Origin of the sequence: Mangrovibrevibacter kandeliae, from assembly GCF_024519155.1 — a bacterium.
Taxonomy (GTDB): domain Bacteria; phylum Pseudomonadota; class Alphaproteobacteria; order Rhizobiales; family Rhizobiaceae; genus Mangrovibrevibacter; species Mangrovibrevibacter kandeliae.
Genome location: NZ_JANIFJ010000001.1, coordinates 1,232,633 through 1,250,815, shown reverse-complemented (window position 1 = coordinate 1,250,815; position 18,183 = coordinate 1,232,633). Strand labels below are relative to the sequence as shown.

General features: G+C 66.9%; 22 protein-coding genes. 6 read left to right on the top strand and 16 right to left on the bottom strand.

Annotated elements, in window-relative coordinates:
* Positions 1–93 precede the first annotated feature (93 nt).
* The 3 genes from erpA to xth are packed head-to-tail and all read left to right on the top strand — an operon-like array spanning position 94 to position 1,705.
* A complete protein-coding gene (gene erpA, locus NPA30_RS06090; protein WP_256801459.1) occupies positions 94–435 on the top strand; it encodes an iron-sulfur cluster insertion protein ErpA in 342 nt (113 codons plus the stop codon).
* A gap of 2 nt (positions 436–437) precedes the next feature.
* A complete protein-coding gene (locus tag NPA30_RS06085; protein ID WP_256801458.1) occupies positions 438–926 on the top strand; it encodes a hypothetical protein in 489 nt (162 codons plus the stop codon).
* On the top strand, positions 926–1,705 hold the full coding sequence (xth, locus tag NPA30_RS06080) for an exodeoxyribonuclease III (RefSeq protein WP_256801457.1): 780 nt from the start codon (positions 926–928) through the stop codon (positions 1,703–1,705). Before NPA30_RS06085 ends, xth begins: the two co-directional genes overlap by 1 nt.
* Positions 1,706–1,767: 62 nt before the next feature.
* Here the strand turns inward: xth and NPA30_RS06075 are convergent, their stop codons facing one another.
* The 4 genes from NPA30_RS06075 to NPA30_RS06060 form a co-directional block, all read right to left on the bottom strand.
* The gene (locus tag NPA30_RS06075; RefSeq protein WP_372338759.1) at positions 1,768–2,655 is read right to left on the bottom strand and encodes a tetratricopeptide repeat protein; all 888 of its coding nucleotides are present in this window, start codon (positions 2,653–2,655) and stop codon (positions 1,768–1,770) included.
* 486 nt (positions 2,656–3,141) lie between these two features.
* Positions 3,142–4,143, bottom strand: a complete 1,002-nt coding sequence (locus tag NPA30_RS06070) for a DUF2497 domain-containing protein (protein WP_256801455.1) — start codon at positions 4,141–4,143, stop codon at positions 3,142–3,144.
* A gap of 240 nt (positions 4,144–4,383) precedes the next feature.
* Positions 4,384–5,829, bottom strand: a complete 1,446-nt coding sequence (locus tag NPA30_RS06065) for a TolC family outer membrane protein (protein WP_256801578.1) — start codon at positions 5,827–5,829, stop codon at positions 4,384–4,386.
* A 294-nt stretch (positions 5,830–6,123) separates the two neighbouring features.
* Positions 6,124–6,774, bottom strand: a complete 651-nt coding sequence (locus tag NPA30_RS06060; protein WP_256801454.1) for a protein-L-isoaspartate O-methyltransferase family protein — start codon at positions 6,772–6,774, stop codon at positions 6,124–6,126.
* 413 nt (positions 6,775–7,187) lie between these two features.
* Here NPA30_RS06060 and NPA30_RS06055 point away from each other — a divergent pair, with 413 nt between their 5' ends.
* Positions 7,188–7,607 carry a thermonuclease family protein gene (locus NPA30_RS06055; protein ID WP_256801453.1) on the top strand — a complete coding sequence of 140 codons (420 nt, stop codon included), beginning with the start codon at positions 7,188–7,190 and terminating at the stop codon, positions 7,605–7,607.
* On the opposite strand, the gene NPA30_RS06050 is transcribed toward NPA30_RS06055, so the two are convergent.
* Positions 7,608–7,820: a hypothetical protein gene (locus tag NPA30_RS06050; protein WP_256801452.1), complete on the bottom strand. Its 213-nt coding sequence runs from the start codon at positions 7,818–7,820 to the stop codon at positions 7,608–7,610. It abuts the gene before it with no gap.
* A 147-nt stretch (positions 7,821–7,967) separates the two neighbouring features.
* Here NPA30_RS06050 and NPA30_RS06045 point away from each other — a divergent pair, with 147 nt between their 5' ends.
* Positions 7,968–8,246: a hypothetical protein gene (locus tag NPA30_RS06045; RefSeq protein ID WP_256801451.1), complete on the top strand. Its 279-nt coding sequence runs from the start codon at positions 7,968–7,970 to the stop codon at positions 8,244–8,246.
* Positions 8,247–8,315: 69 nt separating this feature from the next.
* On the opposite strand, the gene NPA30_RS06040 is transcribed toward NPA30_RS06045, so the two are convergent.
* The 3 genes from NPA30_RS06040 to NPA30_RS06030 are packed head-to-tail and all read right to left on the bottom strand — an operon-like array spanning position 8,316 to position 10,101.
* Positions 8,316–8,621: a hypothetical protein gene (locus tag NPA30_RS06040; protein WP_256801450.1), complete on the bottom strand. Its 306-nt coding sequence runs from the start codon at positions 8,619–8,621 to the stop codon at positions 8,316–8,318.
* Positions 8,606–9,100 (bottom strand): hypothetical protein, encoded by a 495-nt coding sequence (locus NPA30_RS06035; protein WP_256801449.1) that lies wholly within the window; start codon positions 9,098–9,100, stop codon positions 8,606–8,608. Before NPA30_RS06035 ends, NPA30_RS06040 begins: the two co-directional genes overlap by 16 nt.
* Positions 9,097–10,101: an N-acetylmuramidase family protein gene (locus tag NPA30_RS06030; protein WP_256801448.1), complete on the bottom strand. Its 1,005-nt coding sequence runs from the start codon at positions 10,099–10,101 to the stop codon at positions 9,097–9,099. Before NPA30_RS06030 ends, NPA30_RS06035 begins: the two co-directional genes overlap by 4 nt.
* Before the next feature lie 122 nt (positions 10,102–10,223).
* Between NPA30_RS06030 and NPA30_RS06025 the strand changes: the two genes are divergently transcribed.
* A complete protein-coding gene (locus NPA30_RS06025) occupies positions 10,224–10,439 on the top strand; it encodes a hypothetical protein (protein ID WP_256801447.1) in 216 nt (71 codons plus the stop codon).
* Between the two features lie 7 nt (positions 10,440–10,446).
* Here the strand turns inward: NPA30_RS06025 and NPA30_RS06020 are convergent, their stop codons facing one another.
* From NPA30_RS06020 to NPA30_RS05985, 8 genes are read right to left on the bottom strand one after another with little or no spacing between them, the layout of a single operon-like run.
* On the bottom strand, positions 10,447–11,943 hold the full coding sequence (locus NPA30_RS06020) for a hypothetical protein (RefSeq protein ID WP_256801446.1): 1,497 nt from the start codon (positions 11,941–11,943) through the stop codon (positions 10,447–10,449).
* A 14-nt stretch (positions 11,944–11,957) separates the two neighbouring features.
* Positions 11,958–12,431, bottom strand: a complete 474-nt coding sequence (locus NPA30_RS06015; protein ID WP_256801445.1) for a tail fiber protein — start codon at positions 12,429–12,431, stop codon at positions 11,958–11,960.
* The gene (locus tag NPA30_RS06010) at positions 12,428–12,841 is read right to left on the bottom strand and encodes a DUF4376 domain-containing protein (protein ID WP_256801444.1); all 414 of its coding nucleotides are present in this window, start codon (positions 12,839–12,841) and stop codon (positions 12,428–12,430) included. Before NPA30_RS06010 ends, NPA30_RS06015 begins: the two co-directional genes overlap by 4 nt.
* Position 12,842: 1 nt before the next feature.
* Complete coding sequence (locus NPA30_RS06005; protein ID WP_256801443.1) at positions 12,843–13,466, bottom strand: hypothetical protein; 624 nt, start codon at positions 13,464–13,466, stop codon at positions 12,843–12,845.
* Positions 13,466–13,822 carry a hypothetical protein gene (locus tag NPA30_RS06000; RefSeq protein ID WP_256801442.1) on the bottom strand — a complete coding sequence of 119 codons (357 nt, stop codon included), beginning with the start codon at positions 13,820–13,822 and terminating at the stop codon, positions 13,466–13,468. The genes NPA30_RS06005 and NPA30_RS06000 overlap by 1 nt, the downstream gene beginning before the upstream one ends.
* A 3-nt stretch (positions 13,823–13,825) precedes the next feature.
* Positions 13,826–14,311, bottom strand: coding sequence for a hypothetical protein (locus tag NPA30_RS05995; protein ID WP_256801441.1), 486 nt, complete (start codon positions 14,309–14,311; stop codon positions 13,826–13,828).
* Positions 14,308–14,772, bottom strand: a complete 465-nt coding sequence (locus NPA30_RS05990) for a hypothetical protein (protein WP_256801440.1) — start codon at positions 14,770–14,772, stop codon at positions 14,308–14,310. Before NPA30_RS05990 ends, NPA30_RS05995 begins: the two co-directional genes overlap by 4 nt.
* Positions 14,772–18,167, bottom strand: a complete 3,396-nt coding sequence (locus NPA30_RS05985) for a host specificity factor TipJ family phage tail protein (protein WP_256801439.1) — start codon at positions 18,165–18,167, stop codon at positions 14,772–14,774. Before NPA30_RS05985 ends, NPA30_RS05990 begins: the two co-directional genes overlap by 1 nt.
* Positions 18,168–18,183 lie beyond the last annotated feature (16 nt).

Genomic DNA, 18,183 nt, shown 5'->3' with positions numbered 1-18,183 from the left:
TGCATACTTAAGCCGAGCCGGCCCGACAAGGCGCGCAGGCCATCCGGCCGCATCGCGTCACGCACACTCACCGGGCGCGGCGGGAGTTCCAGCATGAGCCAGGCCAGCACCCCCTCCGTCACCGTTTCCGACTCGGCCGCCAGGCGGATCGCCTCCATCCTGTCGAAGGCCGAGGATGCGAAGGCGCTGCGCATTTCCGTCGAGGGTGGCGGCTGTTCGGGCTTCTCCTACAAGTACGACCTCGCCGGCGAAGGCGAGAGCGACGACCTCGTCATCGAGCAGGCCGGCGCGCGCGTGCTGATCGACCAGATGTCCCTCGCCTACATGGAGGGCGCGGTCGTCGACTATGTCGACGATCTGATGGGGCAGTCCTTCCAGATCCGCAATCCGAACGCGGTCGCGTCCTGCGGCTGCGGCACCAGCTTCTCCGTCTGAGCTTGACGCTGCCGACCCTGCCCGGCGCCGACAGGCTCTCGCCCTATCGGCGCCGCCGGGCTCGACCGCTCGGCCTGCGGACGGTGCGCGAGCATCAGCTGAAGCTCTACGCGCTCGAAGCGGAGGGCCAGACCGTTGAGCGGAGCGTCCTCCATGCCGCCCTCGCCGTCTGCGACGATGCTCTCGCGGCCCCGCCGCCCCTCGGCCTCGTTTCGCACGGCCTCGGGTTCCTGATCCTTCACGCCGGCGAGGATGCGACCTGGCTCTTGGTCCAGCGCTGGGTCGATGGCGGCATCCTCTGCCGCTGGCTCTTCCGCGCCGCGACGCCCTCCCCCTCGACCTTCGAGCCGCTCTCGGGCAGTGAACTCGGCTTCTGCGTCTGGGAAGGCGCGATCATCGACTGGGAGCGGCGCGCCTTCGTGGAGACGCTGATGACGCCGGACCCGGACCCCGCCGCCTATCTCTCTCGCCAGCTTGCCGGATACGTCTGATGCTGATCGCCACCTGGAACATCAACGGCGTCAAGGCGCGCCTCGACAACCTCCTGCAATGGCTGGACGACCGGTCGCCGGACATCCTGTGCCTCCAGGAGATCAAGAGCGTCGACGAGCAGTTTCCGGCCGAGGCGATCACCGCGCGCGGCTATCATGTCGAAACGCACGGGCAGAAGGGCTTCAACGGCGTCGCGCTCGTCTCGAAGACCGCGCCGGACACCGTGATGCGCGGCCTTCCCGGCAATGATGACGATCCGCAGGCCCGCTTCATCGAGGGGCTGTGGACGATCGGCGGGAGGCGTTTGCGCGTCGCCTCGATCTATCTTCCGAACGGCAACCCGCTCGGCACGGAGAAGTTCGACTACAAGCTGCGCTGGCTGGCGCATCTGGAGGCGCATGCGGCCCGGCGACTGGCGGAGGAAGAGGACCTCATCCTCGCCGGCGACTACAACATCATCCCGGAGCCGGAGGACGTGCGTTATCCCGAAGCCTGGACCGGCGATGCCCTGTTCCAGCCGGAGAGCCGGGCGGCGTGGCGCCGGTTGCTCGGTCTCGGCTTCACCGACGCCGTCCGCGCCGCGACGGCGGACGAGCGGATCTACAGCTTCTGGGATTACCAGGCCGGCGCCTGGCAGAAGAACAACGGCATCCGCATCGATCACCTCCTGCTGTCGCCGGAAGCCGCCGCGCGGCTTGCCTCCGTCGGGATCGACAAGGACGTGCGCAGCTGGGAAAAGCCGTCGGACCACGTGCCGGTCATGGTCCAGCTCGGCTGAGCGATGCCTTCGGAGCGCTCGGCGACACGAGGGCTCGGCCTCCCGTCCACCGGCGATGGGCGTCAGTTCTTCTGGACCACCTGTTGCTGCGGCTCGTCCGGCTTCATCTGCTCGTCGGCATAGGCCAGCGCCGTGCGCCGATCGACCTCGCTCGCCAGCGCGAAGGCCTCCTCCTGCAGCGGCCGGATCCAGACCGACTCGCCGGGCGTCGCATGGCGCAGCGCGATGGTCAGGAGCGCAAGGCCACGCACCGGCTCGGCCTGCAACGCGATCTTTTCGCCGTCGAACAGCAGGTAGCCGAGGAGCGCCTGCGCTCCGACATGGCCCTTCTCGGCGGCGAGCTTCAGCCAGCGCGCCGCCTGACGCGGGTTCGCCTTGCCACCTTCGCCGTTCAGGAGCATGCGGCCGAGCTCGAACTGCGCCTGCGAGTCGCCGAAGAAGGTGGCCGCGTGGAAGTAGAGCTGGCGCGCCTGCGTCAGGTCGATGCGCACCGGGCTTCCCGGGATACCCTTGCGCAGGTAGTCGCCGAGCGCCACGACGGCGCTCGAGACGTACGCCGCGTTCGGCGAGCCGGAGGTATCATCCTCCTCCTCGCGCACGATCGATTCGAAGATCTTGAAGGCCTCGAAATCATCCTCGGTGACGCCGTCGCCATCCGCGTACATGCGTCCGAGCTTCCAGCGCGCGCCCGGATGGCCTTTTTCCGCGGCGTAGCGGAGCGACTCGATCGCCTTGTCCTTGTCGCCGCGCTGATAGGCCTTGAAGCCGCGCATGAACCATTCGATCGGGCTGGCCGCGCTGTCGGCCGAGGAGATCGTCGCGGGATCGAGGGCCCGCGACGGCTCAACCGCGAAGAACGCGGCCGCGATCACCATCGCGCAGAGCGCCGTGTCAAGCAGACGCATGACGGCCTGCCCTCCAGCTGTCGCCGGCCACCCCCTGGCCCGCATCGCTGCCGGCACGATCGGCGCGGTTCCGCCGATCCCGCTTGCGCAGGACATGGTCGAGCGGAGGACGGCGCCGCTGCGCGCCTCCGCCATGGTCCTCACTCGTCATCGTTCCCCTCGCGCACGTCTGTGCGACTGCCTTCAGCTGCCACCGCGCCATCGAACCAAGCCCCTTGTTCGGTGGGCACCTTTTATGGCGGCAGCTGGGCATTCCCCGTTACGAGGGACTATAGCTCATTGGGGTGTAGAGGACTGTTACCGCAATCACACAACTTCGCCGCAGGCTGAAGACGACGCCATGCGCCCCCTCCGCCGGCAGCCGGGGAACGACGTCACGGCCCGCCTGCGCACCGATGGTCCACGGCCGTCCCACGGCCGGACATAAGGCCGTCAGGCGACACGGCCGTCGAGCCGATTCAGACGGATACGCCCGCGCGGCCAGCCACGCGGGCGTTCAAGTGTGATCGCTGGTGGAGCGAAACCCGCCGTTCAGCGGCCGCGGGCCATCCGCTCGATCTCCTCGCGCACCAGGCGCTCGACGATGTGCGGCAGGTTGTCGTCGAGCCACTCCTGCAGCATCGGCCGGAGCATCTCGCGCGCCATCGGCTCGAGCGAGCGCATCTGACCCTCGCGGATCGCGAGCGCCAGCTGATCGAAGGATGCGGCCACCTGCTGGCCCGCCTGCTCCGACAGCAGCGCCGAAGCTTGCGCCAGGAGACCGGGGCCATGCACCGGCGCCTCGCCCGACGCGACCGCGCTGTCCTCACCCGCCTCGGCGGATGCGAACACGTTCGCCTCGTCCTCATCCTCGTCCGGAGCTGCAGGCTCGGTGACCTGCGGCAGCTCATCGGGATGGGCGGGCTGTGCCAGCTTCTCGGCATCGAACCCGCTGGCGGCCTGCTGCGGCCGCGAAAGCGAAGAGGACGTGTCGACGTCACGCCCCGCCGGAACGGACCCACGCAGGCCGGCGTCGGGCGCCGGTTCGGCCGCCGGAACCTCCTGACGCCGTGCGCCGGCTCCGGCGAGACTGAGGCTGCCCGCCGACACCGCTCGCTCCGATGGCATCAGGGATCGCTCGCCGCGGCCCGCATCCTGCGCCTCGCCCGAGCGCACGAAGCCGGTGGCACGGGTGGCCGGTGCGCGCTCCATCCGGCCCTGCCCCGCGGCGAGACGCGCGCCGATGGCCTCCTCGACCTCGACCGGGGCCTGCCAGACCTCGGCCGACATGCGGGCCTGCGGCGCGGCCTGCACATTGGCCGCCTCGGCGCCGCGCGGCGCCCCGTCATTGGCGTTGCGTGCAGCCGGATCGGCCTGCCGCGCCGGCGCAGCCCGGCGCGAGACGTCGTCCGCCTGCGGCGCACGAGCCTGCGGCTGCGTCACGGCCGGACCGGTCGCGGCGGGAAGACGATCCTCGCCGCTCTCGATGATCCGCCGGATCGAGGCCAGGATCTCGTCCATCGAAGGCTCTCTCGCCGCGCTGGCACTACTCATGTTCAGCTCCGCCCTGTCCGCATGCATGGCGTGCTGCGCACGCCCGAATCGCACGAGGACAGTAGCGCGGATGAGGCGGTGAAAGAATCCCCTCACGGGTCGTCTTTAACGAAATATACACAGTTGTCGGCAATTGCGGCCATCAGCCACGCGGATGATCCGGCTCCCGCATCAAGCTGACGTGACGGCGGCGAAGCAATGCGCGCCGCCTCCGTCAGGCCCTCAAGATGTTCTGCGAGATCAGCGGCCGTCCGGTGTACGAAGCCCGTACCACTTGTCTTTGACGGCTTCGTAATGTTCTTTCGGCTCGTAGGGTTCGACACCAAGCGCCAGACGCTCGGGCGACAGCCGACCGACAGCCGACAGCAACGCATAGCTTGCGACGACTTCGTCGCGCTGGGCGCCGACGAGAAGGATCCGCGCCGAGATCACGTCGGCCTGCGCATTCAGGACGTCCAGCGTCGTGCGCTGGCCGACGTTGCGCTCCTCGGTGACGCCGTTGAGTGCGAGCCCCGCCGCCTGAACCTGCGCCTGATAGCCGGAGATGTTGGCGCGGGCCGCCTGCAGCTGGGCCCAAGCCGTCGCGACAGCCGTGCGCACCTGATCGCGCGCGCTGTCGACCTCGATACGCCGCTGGCCGAGCACCTCCTTCGACTGGCGCACCTGCGACGTGACGCGGCCACCTTGGTAGATGGGAATCGTCAGCTGCGCGCCGATCGTACCCGACACCTCGTTCTGGGTGAGCACGTTGACCCCGGGCAGGCTCGCCGGCCCCGGCGACTGCGTGCCGTACTGGTCCCGCACCTCGCCGGACAGGCTGAGCTGCGGCAACAGCGCGCCTTCGTTCGCCTTCACCTGGAACGCTGCGGCGTCAACCGCCTGCAGCGTCGCCTGGATCGCCGGATGCTCCTTCTGCGCGATCGCGAGCGCGCTCTGGATGCTCTTCGGCAGGGCCTGGGACGGCGACTTGCCGGGCGCGAGATCGCGCGCCGGATCCCCCACCACCTGCAGATAGGTGGCCTCGCTGGTCGCAACGGTGGCGAGCGCCGAATTCAGGAGAGCGGTCGCCAGCGCCTGCTCCGACTGCGCCTGCGCGACGTCGGTGCGGGTGCCTTCGCCGACGTCGAAGCGCGCGCCGGCAGCCCGCACCTGCTCCTGCAGGAAGGCGAGGTTCTGTCGGCGCAGCGAGGCGATCTGCCGGTCGCGCAGGACGTCCATGTATGCCGCGGCTGCGTCGTACAGGGTGTTCTGGACGGTGTTTGCGAGATTCTGCTGCGAGGCGCGCACCTGCGCCTCGGCCGCCCGGACGTTGTTGGGGGTCTGGAAGCCGTCGAACAGCGTCTGGTTGATGGTGACACCGAAGCCGACCGACTTCGTCAGGGAGTTATCGGACGGAATGCTGTCGCCCGAGGTGGTGCGCGACTTGGAGATGCTCGTCGAGCCATTCGCGCTGACGAAGGGCCGCAGCCCGGATTTGGCCTGGGGCACTCCCTCGTCGGTGGCGCGCAGTTGCGCCCTCGCGGCGTTCACGTCGGGATTGTTGGTATAGGCCTTGGCCAACGCGCCGGAGAGCGTCTCGGCGTGCACCACACCGCCGCCAAACAGAGCCGTTCCGGCGGCGAGCGCCACCACGATCAAGCCTTTGCTTCGCAACGTATCTACTCCGCAGTCTCGGCCGCCAAACATCGGCCACGGCCTCCGGCACCAGGGCGCCGTTCGGCATCGAGCCTCTTCAATAGTGACTCTGATCGACCCGAACGAGGGACGATGTCGAAAATCGGAGAGTTTTGCCGGGAACTGTGGCGAACAGAGAACAGCCCCTCGCGGCACCCGTCTCGGACGTGCCCAACCCGCTGCTACGCCATGCGTTTCAGATGATCACACAGCCTGGACACGGCGCCGCGGCCTCGGCGGCCTCGGCACGCGACACGATCGGCCGGCGGAGCACCATGCAGCAAGGCGCGGACGAGCCGCGATGGATCAGAACACGAAGTCCGGTTGCGACTCGAAGCCCGGAAGGCCGCGAATGCTGCAGTTGAAGGCGAACCGGTCCGAGACCGTCTCGCCTTCCTTGCGGAACAGCCGGGCGCTGGCGGCATTGCCGGTCCCGACGACCGCGACGAGGCGGCCGCCGCTGCGCAGCTGGTCGAAGAAGCAGGACGGCACGGCGTCCACGGCGCCCTCGAACAGGATCACGTCATAGGGCGCCTCGGAGGCGTAGCCGGCCTCGAGCGGGCTCTGAACCACGACGCAGTTGAGATAGTCGAGGCGGGCGAGCGTCTCGGTCGCCGCGGTCGACAGTTGCGCGTCGGATTCCAGCGCCACCACCGACCCCGCCAGCTGCGACAGGATGGCGGACGAGTATCCGCTGCCGCTGCCGACGTCGAGAACGACATCGCCCGGACCGATCTGCGCGAGCTGGATGAGCTTGGCGAACGGCGACGGCTCCATCAGGTAGCGCCCGCCGCCGAGGGCGACGTCGCCGTCGATATAGGCGAGCGGGCGGCGCGCATCGGGCACGAAGTCTTCGCGCGGCACGCTGAGAAAGGCGCGCAGGATCGCGTGATCGGTCACGTCGGTCGTGCGGATCTGGTTGTCGACCATCTTCGTCCGGGCGGCGGCGTAGTCCATGGCGAAATCCGAGAGCTCGAGGCGCGAGGCGATGTCGCACGTCCCTTAGTCGTCGCCCGCGCGGCGCGCAAGGCGCCGCCGGCCGGCGCGACACCGAAGCAACGTCGTCACCAACGTCGCCCGCAGGTTTAGCTCTTCCGACCCTGCGCACCCGCCCCGGCGACCGGGCTCGCCGCTTCCGCTGCCAACCGCTCGCAATGACGGCACACCCTCTTGCGAAAGATCCTGTGCCTCAGTAGGTAGAGCGCCGTCGGGGCCTCGTGGCGGAGTGGTTACGCAGAGGACTGCAAAGCCGCCGAGCCCTCAGCAGAATCAGCTACCATTCTGAAAAGCTCGTCGAAACCGTCCGAAATACGGGCGTCTTCGGCCACTGATTTTCTTGCCGAATTTGGCTTTTTCAGAATGAGGCGCGCATGCTCCGGACTGCTCTTCTGCTTCTCCTCCTGAGCGCACCCGCCCTCGCCGATCCGCTGCCAATCTGCGAAGGCGGTCACCGTGCTGAGCGCAAGCTGACCTGCATAGTGGACGGGGATACCGGCTGGCAGCAGGGCGTGAAGTGGCGGCTGCTTGGCTCGACCGGCGGTGTCGATGCACCAGAGCTGTCCAAGCCCGAATGCCCCGCCGAGAAGCGCAAGGCCATCGCCGCACGCGACCGCCTGCGCGAGCTCATGGGCGCCGGCTACACCTTCATCCAGAGCGGCAACCCCGACCGCTATGGCCGGATGCTGGCCCGTATCCAGTTCGCCGACGGTCGTGATGCCGGCGACGTGCTGATGAGCGAAGGGCTCGCGCAGCCTTGGCCGAACAAGGGCAACGTCTGGTGCGGGCGCTGATCATTCCCGCTTGATCCGCCGCCGACCGTTGCCGTGCGGTCCAAGCGGCACCCCTGGCGATGGCGGCCGGTGGCCTGCGGCTTCCTGAGCCTCGAGCAGCGCCATCGAGAGGAAGTGCCGCAGCATGTAAAGCTCGCCGACAGCTGCGATCTCAGCGAGCGCGGCAAGTTCTTCTGCGATATAGTCGGCGATGCGGCGCGTGACGATGTCCATGATCCCCTCCAGCGCCGAGTTGGCGCGAACGGAAGGCTGAACCATGTCTGGCTACGATCGACACCCCGACTATGGCGGGCCGCCGCCGACGCGGCGTGAGATCGTCCTGACGATCGTCGCCTGCATGGCCATCGGCCTCGGTTGGCTGTGGCTGACGCATTGACGGACGAGTGGAAGCCTCGCCTCCACTGGCGCATCACCTGGGCAGACGATCCGAAGAAGCAGGACTACACGGCGCGGGCTGACAAGCAGTCCCGCGAGACCATCGCCCGCATCTACCACATGATCAGCGCGCCCGATCCCGACCGGTGGTTCTGGGCTTGCTATGACCCCACGGCGAGCGGCACCGTCAGGGGCACGGCGAGAGATGCGGCGAAGATCGTGGAAGACCTGCATTTCGGACGGCAGACGACAGCCGGCGCCTAAACGCACAAAGGCCCGCCGCACCCGTGAAGGCGCGGCGGGCCGGTGGGGCGGGCGTGGGGGAACGCGGTGTTACGTTGGCCGACGCATCAGGAGATCCAGCCGATCCTGCACGAGCTGCACCTGGTCGGAGATCCGTTCGACCTCGCGGCCGATGTCGCGCACCACGTCCATGTCCTCGTCGGCAAGGTGGACCTTCGCCGAGATCAGCAGCGGGTGCTCCGGCAGATCCCTCGCATCATAGGCGACCGGCCCCGGTGGGCTCGTCCTGCGCATGAAGAAGTTGGCGAGAAAGCCGAGGATCGGCGTCACGAACGCCGTGCCTATGGCTGTGAGCGCGACCGGGTTGTTGAGGAGGTCGATCAACCATTCCGGCATGCCGCATCTCGCTTCCGCTTGATGTCGATGGTCGACCGGATCACCCCGGCGGCCTCGAGGAGAACCCAGAAGGCATAGCCGAGGGCGATCAGGGTCAGGCCCAGTTTGGCGAAGATGACGAAGTGCAGAAGCTGGTAGGCCAGCCCGAAGACGCCCGCCGTCCATCGCAGCCGCGGGGAGCGCTGCCACTTGCCGTTGATGATGGTGCCGGCCGCCCGGCCGCAGCCGATGAGGATCGCGGCCCCGCCCCATACGAGCAGCCAGTCCCGAAGCGGGAAGCCGCTGTAGTAGGAGGCCGCCATGCCGCCGAGGAACAGGATGGCGAAGCCTCGCAAGATCACCCAGGAGGCGATCACGAGTTCGACGATGCGCCAGCCGTCGCCGTAGAGGTACTGCTCCCACAGCGAGATCAGCGACGACGAGAGCGTGTGGTGCGTGACCTTCAAGGCGTCCCGCACGCCGACAGGGATGGCGGTCACGCCGACGCCTCAGCGTTCTTCGGGGCGCTGTAGGTCTTGATCGCGCCCATCACCGTCGTGAACAGCCAGGTGCCGATGACGCCGACGGCGGCCATCGCTTCGGGCTCCTTCAGCGCTTCCGGGACGATGTCGAACTTGTAGGCGAGCAGCAGCGCGGCGGCGAAGACCCCGCCGCCCTGTGTCGATCCCTTCAGCGAGCCGAGCACCTTGTTGTAGACCGAGATCGGATCCGCGACGGCTGGGACCGGCAGCGCGATCGGCTCCGGCAGCTTCTGCACGACTGCCGGAACGGCATCCTGCACGGCAGCCTTGACGGTCTCGGTGACGGCCGCGACGACATCCGATGCGATCGGAGCCGGCGCAGGAACGGGGACAGCATCCATCGTCGGGCTCCATGCGGTGTCGCGGATCTTGGACCACTTGGCGAAGGCCGCCGCGAGCTTGGTGTGATAGGCGTTCTTGGCGTACTGCGGGCCGTTGTAGCCCCGCGCGAAGGCTGCCCAGTTGTGCGCCCGCAACTCGTCGTCGAGATGTGCCGCGATGATGAAGCTGACCATCGCGTCGAGGTGCGTCTCGGCGTCCTCCATGAACGCCAGCACCATCGCCTGTGGCGCGTCATAGCCGACCATGGCGTGGTTCTCGCCGAGGATCTGGCCGAGCCCCCATGACGCGGACTTCAGCGCCGCCGTCTCGTCGATCTTCATCGCCTCGACCAGGCGCGGATAGCTGTCCTTGGGATAGGGCTGCTCGCCCCAGGTCTTATACGCAAGCCCGGCCGCGACGGCCTGCGCAAGCTTCTCCGGCGGCACGTTCTTGTAAAACCGATGCGGCTCGAACAGCATCTTCGGGCGCTTCTGGCCATCCCACGCCCCGCCCGCGGCCTCCACATCCATGACGGCGTGGATCTCGTCCTCGCCGACCTTGATGCGATACCCGATGCGAGGCAGGTCGATGTCGTCAAGCGGCTTCGCGCCGCCGCGGAAGTCGCGGAAGTCGGTCATCGTCTTACTCCTGCGGAAATGAAAAAGCCCGGCGCAATGGCCGGGCTGTCACCGGCGGAGGGCCGGCTCTCGACTCTCTGTGTGACCTATGGTCCCCTGCCCTCTACAACCGGGAGGACACCATGCACCTGTTTCTCGCCCTCGCGCTCTTCGCGGCGCCGGCTCAGCTTCCGTCGATCCTGACGGATCTGTTGGCGCCGCCTGTCATCCCGAACATGAGCACCGCGCCGAGGGTGGCGGACTCCTGCTGCAAGCACTGCTCGAAGGGGCAGCCGTGCGGCGACAGCTGCATCTCCCGCAACAAGCAGTGCAACAAGGGTCAGGGCTGCGCGTGCTGAGGTCCGATCAGGGGCCGCCAAAGCGGCCGCGCGCGTCGACCCAGCCGTCGACCATGATGTAGAGCTGCCCGGTTGAGCCGCCTGACCCGCGCGCCCTGATCTGGCCCGACGTGTTGGTCCGCAGGGTCTTCTGCCCGCCGGAGCCTGTGCCGTACTTGTCCGCCCGCCCGGCAGTCGCTGAGACGCCGAGATCCGGGACGAGCGGGCTCGACATCCAGACGATGTTGTTCGAGTTCGTGTCGGCCCACCAGTAGGTGTAGACCACATCCACGCCGATTCCTGTCGGCACCGGTAGCGACAACAGCAATCCGTTTGCGCTTGGAACGTTGGTGTTCGACACCGAAGGCATCGGGTTGTTCGTATACCAGAAGCGGTCCCCGTCCTGCACGAACAGGAGCACCGCCCCGCCGCTCCTGACGACCGACCCGATCCGGCGTCGCCGGTTGTAGCTTCCCGGCATCGTCGGCGACGTCGCCGAGGTCGACAGCAGCACGTCGACCGCGCCGTTGTCCGTGCGCATGATCGCGAAGACATGGTAGGTGCCATCGGCGGCCGACCCCGCATCGAGCCCGCCGGCGCCGGAGCCAGCAGACCACGGGCCGAAGCTCTTCGTCATGTTCGAGCTGAGCACGATGTCGCTGGTGATGTCGAAGGATCGGCAGCGGCCCGTCGTGACCGTCACGTCACCTCCCGACGTGGCCAGCGTCATGCCGTACAGAGAGCCGGGAGGCAGTTCAGTGGTGATGCCGAGGGTCGCGCGGGCCGCAGCACCGTCGGCGGCGCCGAGGATCGTCTTTGCGAAGGCCGAGACCCCGAGCGTCGTCAGCGCGGTTCCGGCATCCGCGTCATCGAGCAGCGTCTTTCCGAAATCGGAGACGCCGAGTGTGCTCAAGGCCGACGAGCTGCCGGGGCTGACCAGGAGAGTCTTGCCGAAATTGGTGGCGCCGAGTGTGGTGAGCACGGTCCAGCCATCTGCGTCGTCCAAGAACGTCTTGGCGAAATTGGACACCCCGAGCGTCGTCAGAGCGGTGGAGCTGTTGGCATCGTCGAGCAGCGTCTTGGCGAATGAAGATACGCCGAGGGTGCTCAACGCTATGGAGGCGTTCAGGTCGTCCAGTAGCGACTGCGCAAAGCTCGACACCCCGAGCGCCGCCAGCGCCGTGGCGCTATCCTCAGCGTCAAGGAACGTGCGGGCGAGCGGCGAGAAGTCGGAGAGGATCGCGATCGTCTCGGCGAGCCGCTGAGCCGTCGTGATGGCAAAGGCCGCCTCGGCTCTGCCCATGTCGATCGCATAGGCGCTGGTTCCGGTCGTGTCCGGCCATGGGTAGGCGAGCGTCAGCTGCGTGTCCGACTCGACCGAGAGGATCGGGATGGACACGCCGCCGCTCGAGAACAATCCGCCGTTGACCAAGCTGATCGCCCAGGTCGTGCCGGTGCCGGTCACAATAGCGCTGCCCGCCGTCACCGTGGCGGTGCCGGTCGTGTAAGGTGCCTGGATCGGCATGGAAAGTCCTTGATCTAGCCCGCGAAGATGAAGATGCCGATGCCGACATGCGGCGGCATCGGGAGTGCCACCGGCTGCCCCTGCCCCGCCGCGGCAGTCGTCTTGCTCGCTGCCGACGAGGTCAGGCCGTTGAGCAGCGGGGCCAGCCCGCTCAACAGCCCGCCTGATTGGCTCGTCGCCACCGCGGTGCTGTCGGTGTAGCCGTGCGCATGTGCTGGCAGATGCTCGACCCCCAGCGTAACCGTCGACCCACCGCTCGCGGCGCCGACGACTGCACCCGCCGAGACGCCCGCCGGCAGCCGGCCCCGGAAGTCGGGGAGCTGCGCAGTCGGGTTCGTCCATCCCATCGCCTGAAACAGCAGCGGGAGGTTGGTCTTGGCGACTGTTCGACCATCCAGGAGAAGCCAGCCGTCGTGGTCATTGCTGCGCAGGCTGAGCTTGCAGTCGCCCGGTTGAGCGATGCGGCGATAGCGCTGCGGCACCGTCACGGCCACAGATCCCCTGAGGTGACGTCCATGATCCGCTCTCCGGCCGCGAGGCGGTCCTTGATTTGCCGGGCTGCGAAGATCAGGCCCTGCTTGTGCATCATCGCCGCGTAGCCCATCGCAATCATCTGGTCGGCGTCGAGCGTGACGCGGGTGTTGTCCGCCATGATCCAGAGGAAGACTTCGGTGCCTGTATCTGGCGCGAGCAGTCGCTGCCACGCGAGATCGCCAGGCACGGCGCCGAGAAGCTTGGCGTCCTGCGCTGCCATGGCCGCGCCCGCAATGTTTTCGCGCGCATCCTGCCCGGAATCGACCGGATGGCCTTGGAAGACGAAGCCGGCCCCGATGCGCCGGTCGCGCTCCGCGTTCACGTCGTCCGAAGTCGGACGCGGCTTGCTGCCGGTGATGCGCATGTCAGGAGGCCCTCGCGGTGATGCTGAAGGACGTGTCGAGGAACGGCCACGCCCTGACGGTGATGAGGTATTCGCCCGGATCCTCGGCCGCAAAGTCGAAATGCCCGTCCTCGACGTCGTATGACGTGTCGTCGACGAACACCGTGCACGGCGCGGGCAACCCGGTGATGCTGATCGTGCTCTCGCCATCGGCAATGACCGCGGTGGAGGAAAGCTCGAATTCGATCGCCTCCCGCTGCCGCACCACCGTCGCGACGGACTCCAGATGATCCGCGTACTGCTGATCCGAGATCATGACCTCGGTGCTGCCGACAAGTCTTGTCACCCGGAAGCCTTCGGGCATCGGAGGAATGACGACATCCTGGGAGCCGTCCTCCCTCACGATGGTGTAAGGCTCCGGTACGGGCAGGCTGTTCGCCTCAAGGGCGGTCGCCTCGGCAAGATGCTGGGGCAGCGATGCGAGATCGACGTAGCGGGAAAAGAGGTCGACTTCCGGCACGAAGTCGTCCGGCACCCGCACCACGCCCAAGCCGACGTTCTGCATGCGCTCGACATAGGTCATATCGACAGGGTCGTGCACGGTCTGCTGAATGAAGCCGTCTGCGAGACGATAGCCGATGAGCATCAGGCGGCACTCCGGGTTCTGAAGAGGATGTATTTGACCGTCTTCGCGCCGGACGCAGAGTTATACATCCGAATGCTGGTCAGATCCTGCTTGAACGAGACGTTCATGGACGCGTCCCTGTTTGGCCACGGCAGCGGGTACGCCCACGACAGAATGTAGAAGGTGATGACGCCCGGGTCCGGCACCAGGATTTCACCGAAGGACGTGGCGGGAACGGTGACCATGCCCTTCACCCCGGCGGCCAGGCTGTCTCGGTATTCGGCGAACATGAGGTCGAAGTCGTTCGTCGAGTCAGCCTGATATCCGGGCTTCGCCACGCGGAAGAAACCCGGGCCGGCCCATACCCTGAGTGCCATGGCTCAACCCGAAACCACGTTCCAGATCGAAATGTACATCAAGACCTCATCCCACTCCTCGTTGATGTCGCTCGAATTCCAAGAGTAGAACAGCTCGATCTTGTCGTTGTAGGTCTTAAACCTCACGTAGGATTGGCTACCGTAGGTCGACGTGAAGAAGTACGGGATGTTGCCTCGTTCCGAGTTCTTCAGCCGCATTTCCAAGGTGCAGAAGGGGATGAACGGATAGACCCGCGGGAACTGCGGGGCGGCGTAGCCCGAGACGACGACGGTGTAGTAGCCGCCACTGTCCGCTCCCGGTGGCGGCGGCTTGTAGCTGGACGACCGCTGGACGGTGAGTGAGCAGACGATGACCGGGTCGAGCCGCTGCAGAAACTTCGCTTCCGAGCTGAAGAGTAGCCGTCCTCCATCCACATCGTGGCCAGGCGCCGAGACGCGGAAGCCTCGGCTCCCGTCGGCCATCTGTCCGATGACGAGCCGCTTACTCATATCGCCAGGATCATCCAGAAGAGGTCCTGCACCTCGTAAATGTTGTTGTAGGAATGGAACCGCTGCACCGTCAGGAGGCCCGGCGTGTAGCTGATGAAGTTCGACAGCGTCATGTAGTCCATCGCGACCTGCGTGACGTTCTTCGTCTTCCAGCTGCCGTCGTAGTAGTAGAAGTCGCCTCCACGGATCATGATCCGCACGAACGGCTGGAACTCGGCGGGTCCTAGAACCGGCATACTCGTGACGATCTGATGCGGACTGCTCACGTTCGTCGTGGGCACGCCGTTGTTCGTTCCGGTCTGCGGCGCCGGGTCGTAGTAGAAGCCGGCGTCGACGATCGTGCCGGAGACGTTCCAGTTGCTGTCGAAGACCTTCAGGTGCTCCTGAAGCGACGGGCTCGCGTCGTAGCCGGGCTTGCTGATGATGATCCGCCCGGGGGAAATCAGGGTGCGGAGCGCCATCAGTCGTAACTCGCGATGGTTCCGGTCGTGCCGTTGATCACGAGCTTGCTGCTGCCGCCGATCAGCTGGTTGAAGTAGGCGATGTTCAGCTTCACGACGCCGTTCTCGATCGCGAAAGGGACCGTGCCGTCCGTGAAGATCAGCTTCTGCGCCGCCATCACGATGCGCCCGTCCCCGTTCGCCATCGCGTCGAGGTAGATCCCGGCCTCGCTGTAGCCGGCGCCGGTGGAGGCCCGAACCTGGAGCGACATGCGCGCCGAGACACCCGAAGGCGCGGCAACGGCCACCACGCGGAACGTGCCCTGTGCCGTGGCATCGCCGACCTTCGCCGTGACGTCGGTAAGCGCAGAGGCCTGCGCGCTGATCTGTCCGTTCAGGCTGCTGACCGAGCTGTTGAGGCTGTTGATGGAGTTTGCCTGCCCCGCGACGGTCCCTTGTAGCGTCGAGATGGCGGCCTGCGCTGAGTTGATGTTCTGCGCCGCGGTGACGATGCCCTGCTCGTTCACTGTCACGCGGGAGCTGAGCAGCTGCGCCGCCTGGCCCTGCGCTACGAGGTCGTTCTTCGCGTCGGTCAGCCCCGCCTCGACCAGCACCAGCCGATCCGCCGCGGCGCTGTCGGCCGCCAACCGGACTTGCTCCTCAACGAGGATGCGCCCGGACAGCTCGACGGCACCCACAGTCAGGCGCTGCGTCTCCACCGCGCTCGTGGCACCGAGAACCGAGACCGCTTGCGCAAGATCCTCGATGGCGGTCCCGGCGTCGACGTAATCCTGCACGCCTTTCGCCATAACCTCCCGGGCCTCGGTCGCAAGGTCCGAAAAGTCGATGCCGCGGCCGCCGAACTCGGATGGCGTGATTGTCCGCTCGACCCACGGACCCTGCTCCTTGCCGATACCGGCGACACGGACCGTCAAGGTGTCGCGCGCCGCGGGCGTCGACCAGCGGATCTCCGGCCCATCATGCACGAGGGTCCATTGATCACTGTCGTCGTACCGGAGCTCAGCGATGTAGCGCTCGGCGCCCTCGGCTCGCTGGTGGCTCACGATCAGCTGGTAGGAGCCGCTCGAGCTATCGATGTAGGCGGCGAGGCCGTAGATGACGGGGCGAGTGACCTGCGTGACCCTGACGACGGTCGGTCCACCGACGATCGGTCCGACGTCGGCGATGTTGATCCCCGGCGCGTCATCCACGACCGAGATCTCAGCCGAGAAGTCCGGCCCCGGCTTGATCGAGAGAACGCGGAAGGCGCCCGTCTCCTGGCCGGCGAGGCCGAACATGAACAGATCACCCGGCGCCGGCGCGCCGCCGAGCACCGTGATGGAACGCTGCCACCCGGCGACCGTGACGACGGGAAGGACGACGGAGGCCGGCGCGCCATCGACGATGCGCCGGACCCGAAGCCCATAGCTCCGTCCGGCGGTCATCAGCACCTGCTCGTCCAGCTCGACGACGTTGCCGCTGACCGCCTTGATGCGCCCCTGATGCAGTCCCTTGCGGATGACGTCGTAGCCGATGACGACTCGGTCGCCGCGCGTGCAGACGATGTGCTCGATGTCCGCGCTGAAGGAGTAGACGGCCGGGCGGAGTTTCGCGTCGGCGATCCGGTAGCGACCGAACCTGTAGATCAGGTCGTGGTTGGTGATGCCGGGAAACTCGGCCTGCTCGTAGACGGTGGCGTTGGTCTTGTCGTAGCCGTCGTCGAAGACCAGCATCTCGTCTTCGCCGTAATCCTCTTGGGCGTTGACGAACTTGCAGCGCAGCCCGTGCGGCAGATCCCGATAATCCTGATGCCAGGTGAAATCGAGGGCGTTGCGCGGCGTGAAGTGCTGGACGATCGGCGCATTGTCCTCCTCCCACGCCACCGACCACATTGCGTCGCGGAAGAGCGGGATGGCCCGGCCCGCCGCGCAGACGTCGCGCAGGGTCTCCATCACCGACGCGCTGAAGTCCCTATACATATCGAAGGTCCAGCCCTTCGCGGCGCAGACGGCCGCCCACCGCTCGATCGTCGGCAGGTCGATCTGGGCATCGGACCGCGGTCGCACCGTGCCCGGCCCCTGCAGGATCAGCCTGTAGAGGTCGCCGGGGTTGCGGGTGGGCTGGTTGTCGACCCAGGCCGAGCCGTTCCAGCTGGTGGCCTTTGAGGAGCATAGGCCGTTGAGGTCGTCCGGCACGCCGTTCAGCTGCTTGGTGGCCCTGATCCGGATCGCGGTCATCGCGAGGGGCTTGTCGTAGAGGACCGGCTTGCCCGCGCGCAGGGTCCGAAGGGCCGTCCAGGTGACGCCGTTCGTCACGTCCGTGTCAGCCGGCGGCGAGTTCACCCGGGTGAGCCGCAGCGTGTACCGTCCGCCGCCGACCTTGTAGCTGAAGGTCCGGCGGATCGGGTCCGCACTCTTCGCCTTCAGCACGATGTCGTCGAGGTACTGGTAGGCTGAGTCCGGCGCGCCGTAGAGCTTGTATTCGAGCCGGTTGGTGACCGTGACGCTCGTCTTCCCGCCGGTCTTCGTGTTGATGTTCTGCAGCCCGCTCGGCGCGATGAGGTCGAGCTGGAACTCGACGCAGTCATCCTCCGTCGAGCGGACGATCGACGCGTTGTACTCCGTCTCGGCGTTGACGTCGCTCTGCAGGACGTTGCCCGGGTAGAGCGTTTGCTCGCCATCTCCCGGGTACCCGCTGAACGTCTCGATCTGGACGTCCTGATAGTCCGAGATCGAGGTATCGCCGAAGCGGAGGTCGGTGATGTCGAGCGGCCCCTGCCCCCAGACAAACAGCATCCGGAGATACTGGTCATCGCCGACGAACTCGGTATAGGGCGGCGCCGCGTATTTTGGCTTCACCCGGATGCTCCCGAGGACGACCGGGATCGGCCCCCACTTCGAGATCTCGTTGCGGACACCGGCGATCGAGTAGACGCTCTTCTGCTGCTCTGCCTTCGTGCTCGACGGCGGGAAGAGAGCGTTAAGCGCGAAGCTGCCGGCGAAGATAATGCCGCCGGCAACCAGCGACGCGCTGAGGCCGAGCGCCGTCCCAATGCCCGGCGCTAGGACGCTGGCGACGACGACGAGTGCGATCTGCAGGATCGAGCGCAGGAGCCCGCCCGCACCCTTGCCCGCTAGCGCACGGATATGCACGTGGGCGCCGGCCTTAACCCGCACGCGGTGCCAGATAGCGAACGGGATCTCGTGCCCATTGATCTCCACCCGCGCGCCATCAGCCAGTCGGGAGAGCCCGCCCTCGACGGCGCATAGCTCGACGATCTCCAGAACGCTGGATCCGACCGGCGCTTCGAAGATGTCGTGCTTCGCCTTCAGCGGGTGCAAGGCCGCGACGACCTTCAGGACGTCGCACGGCCTCAGCAGTTCGCCTTGCAGCGGGGAGTTGGCGAGGGCATTCATAAGGCGTTCGGATTCC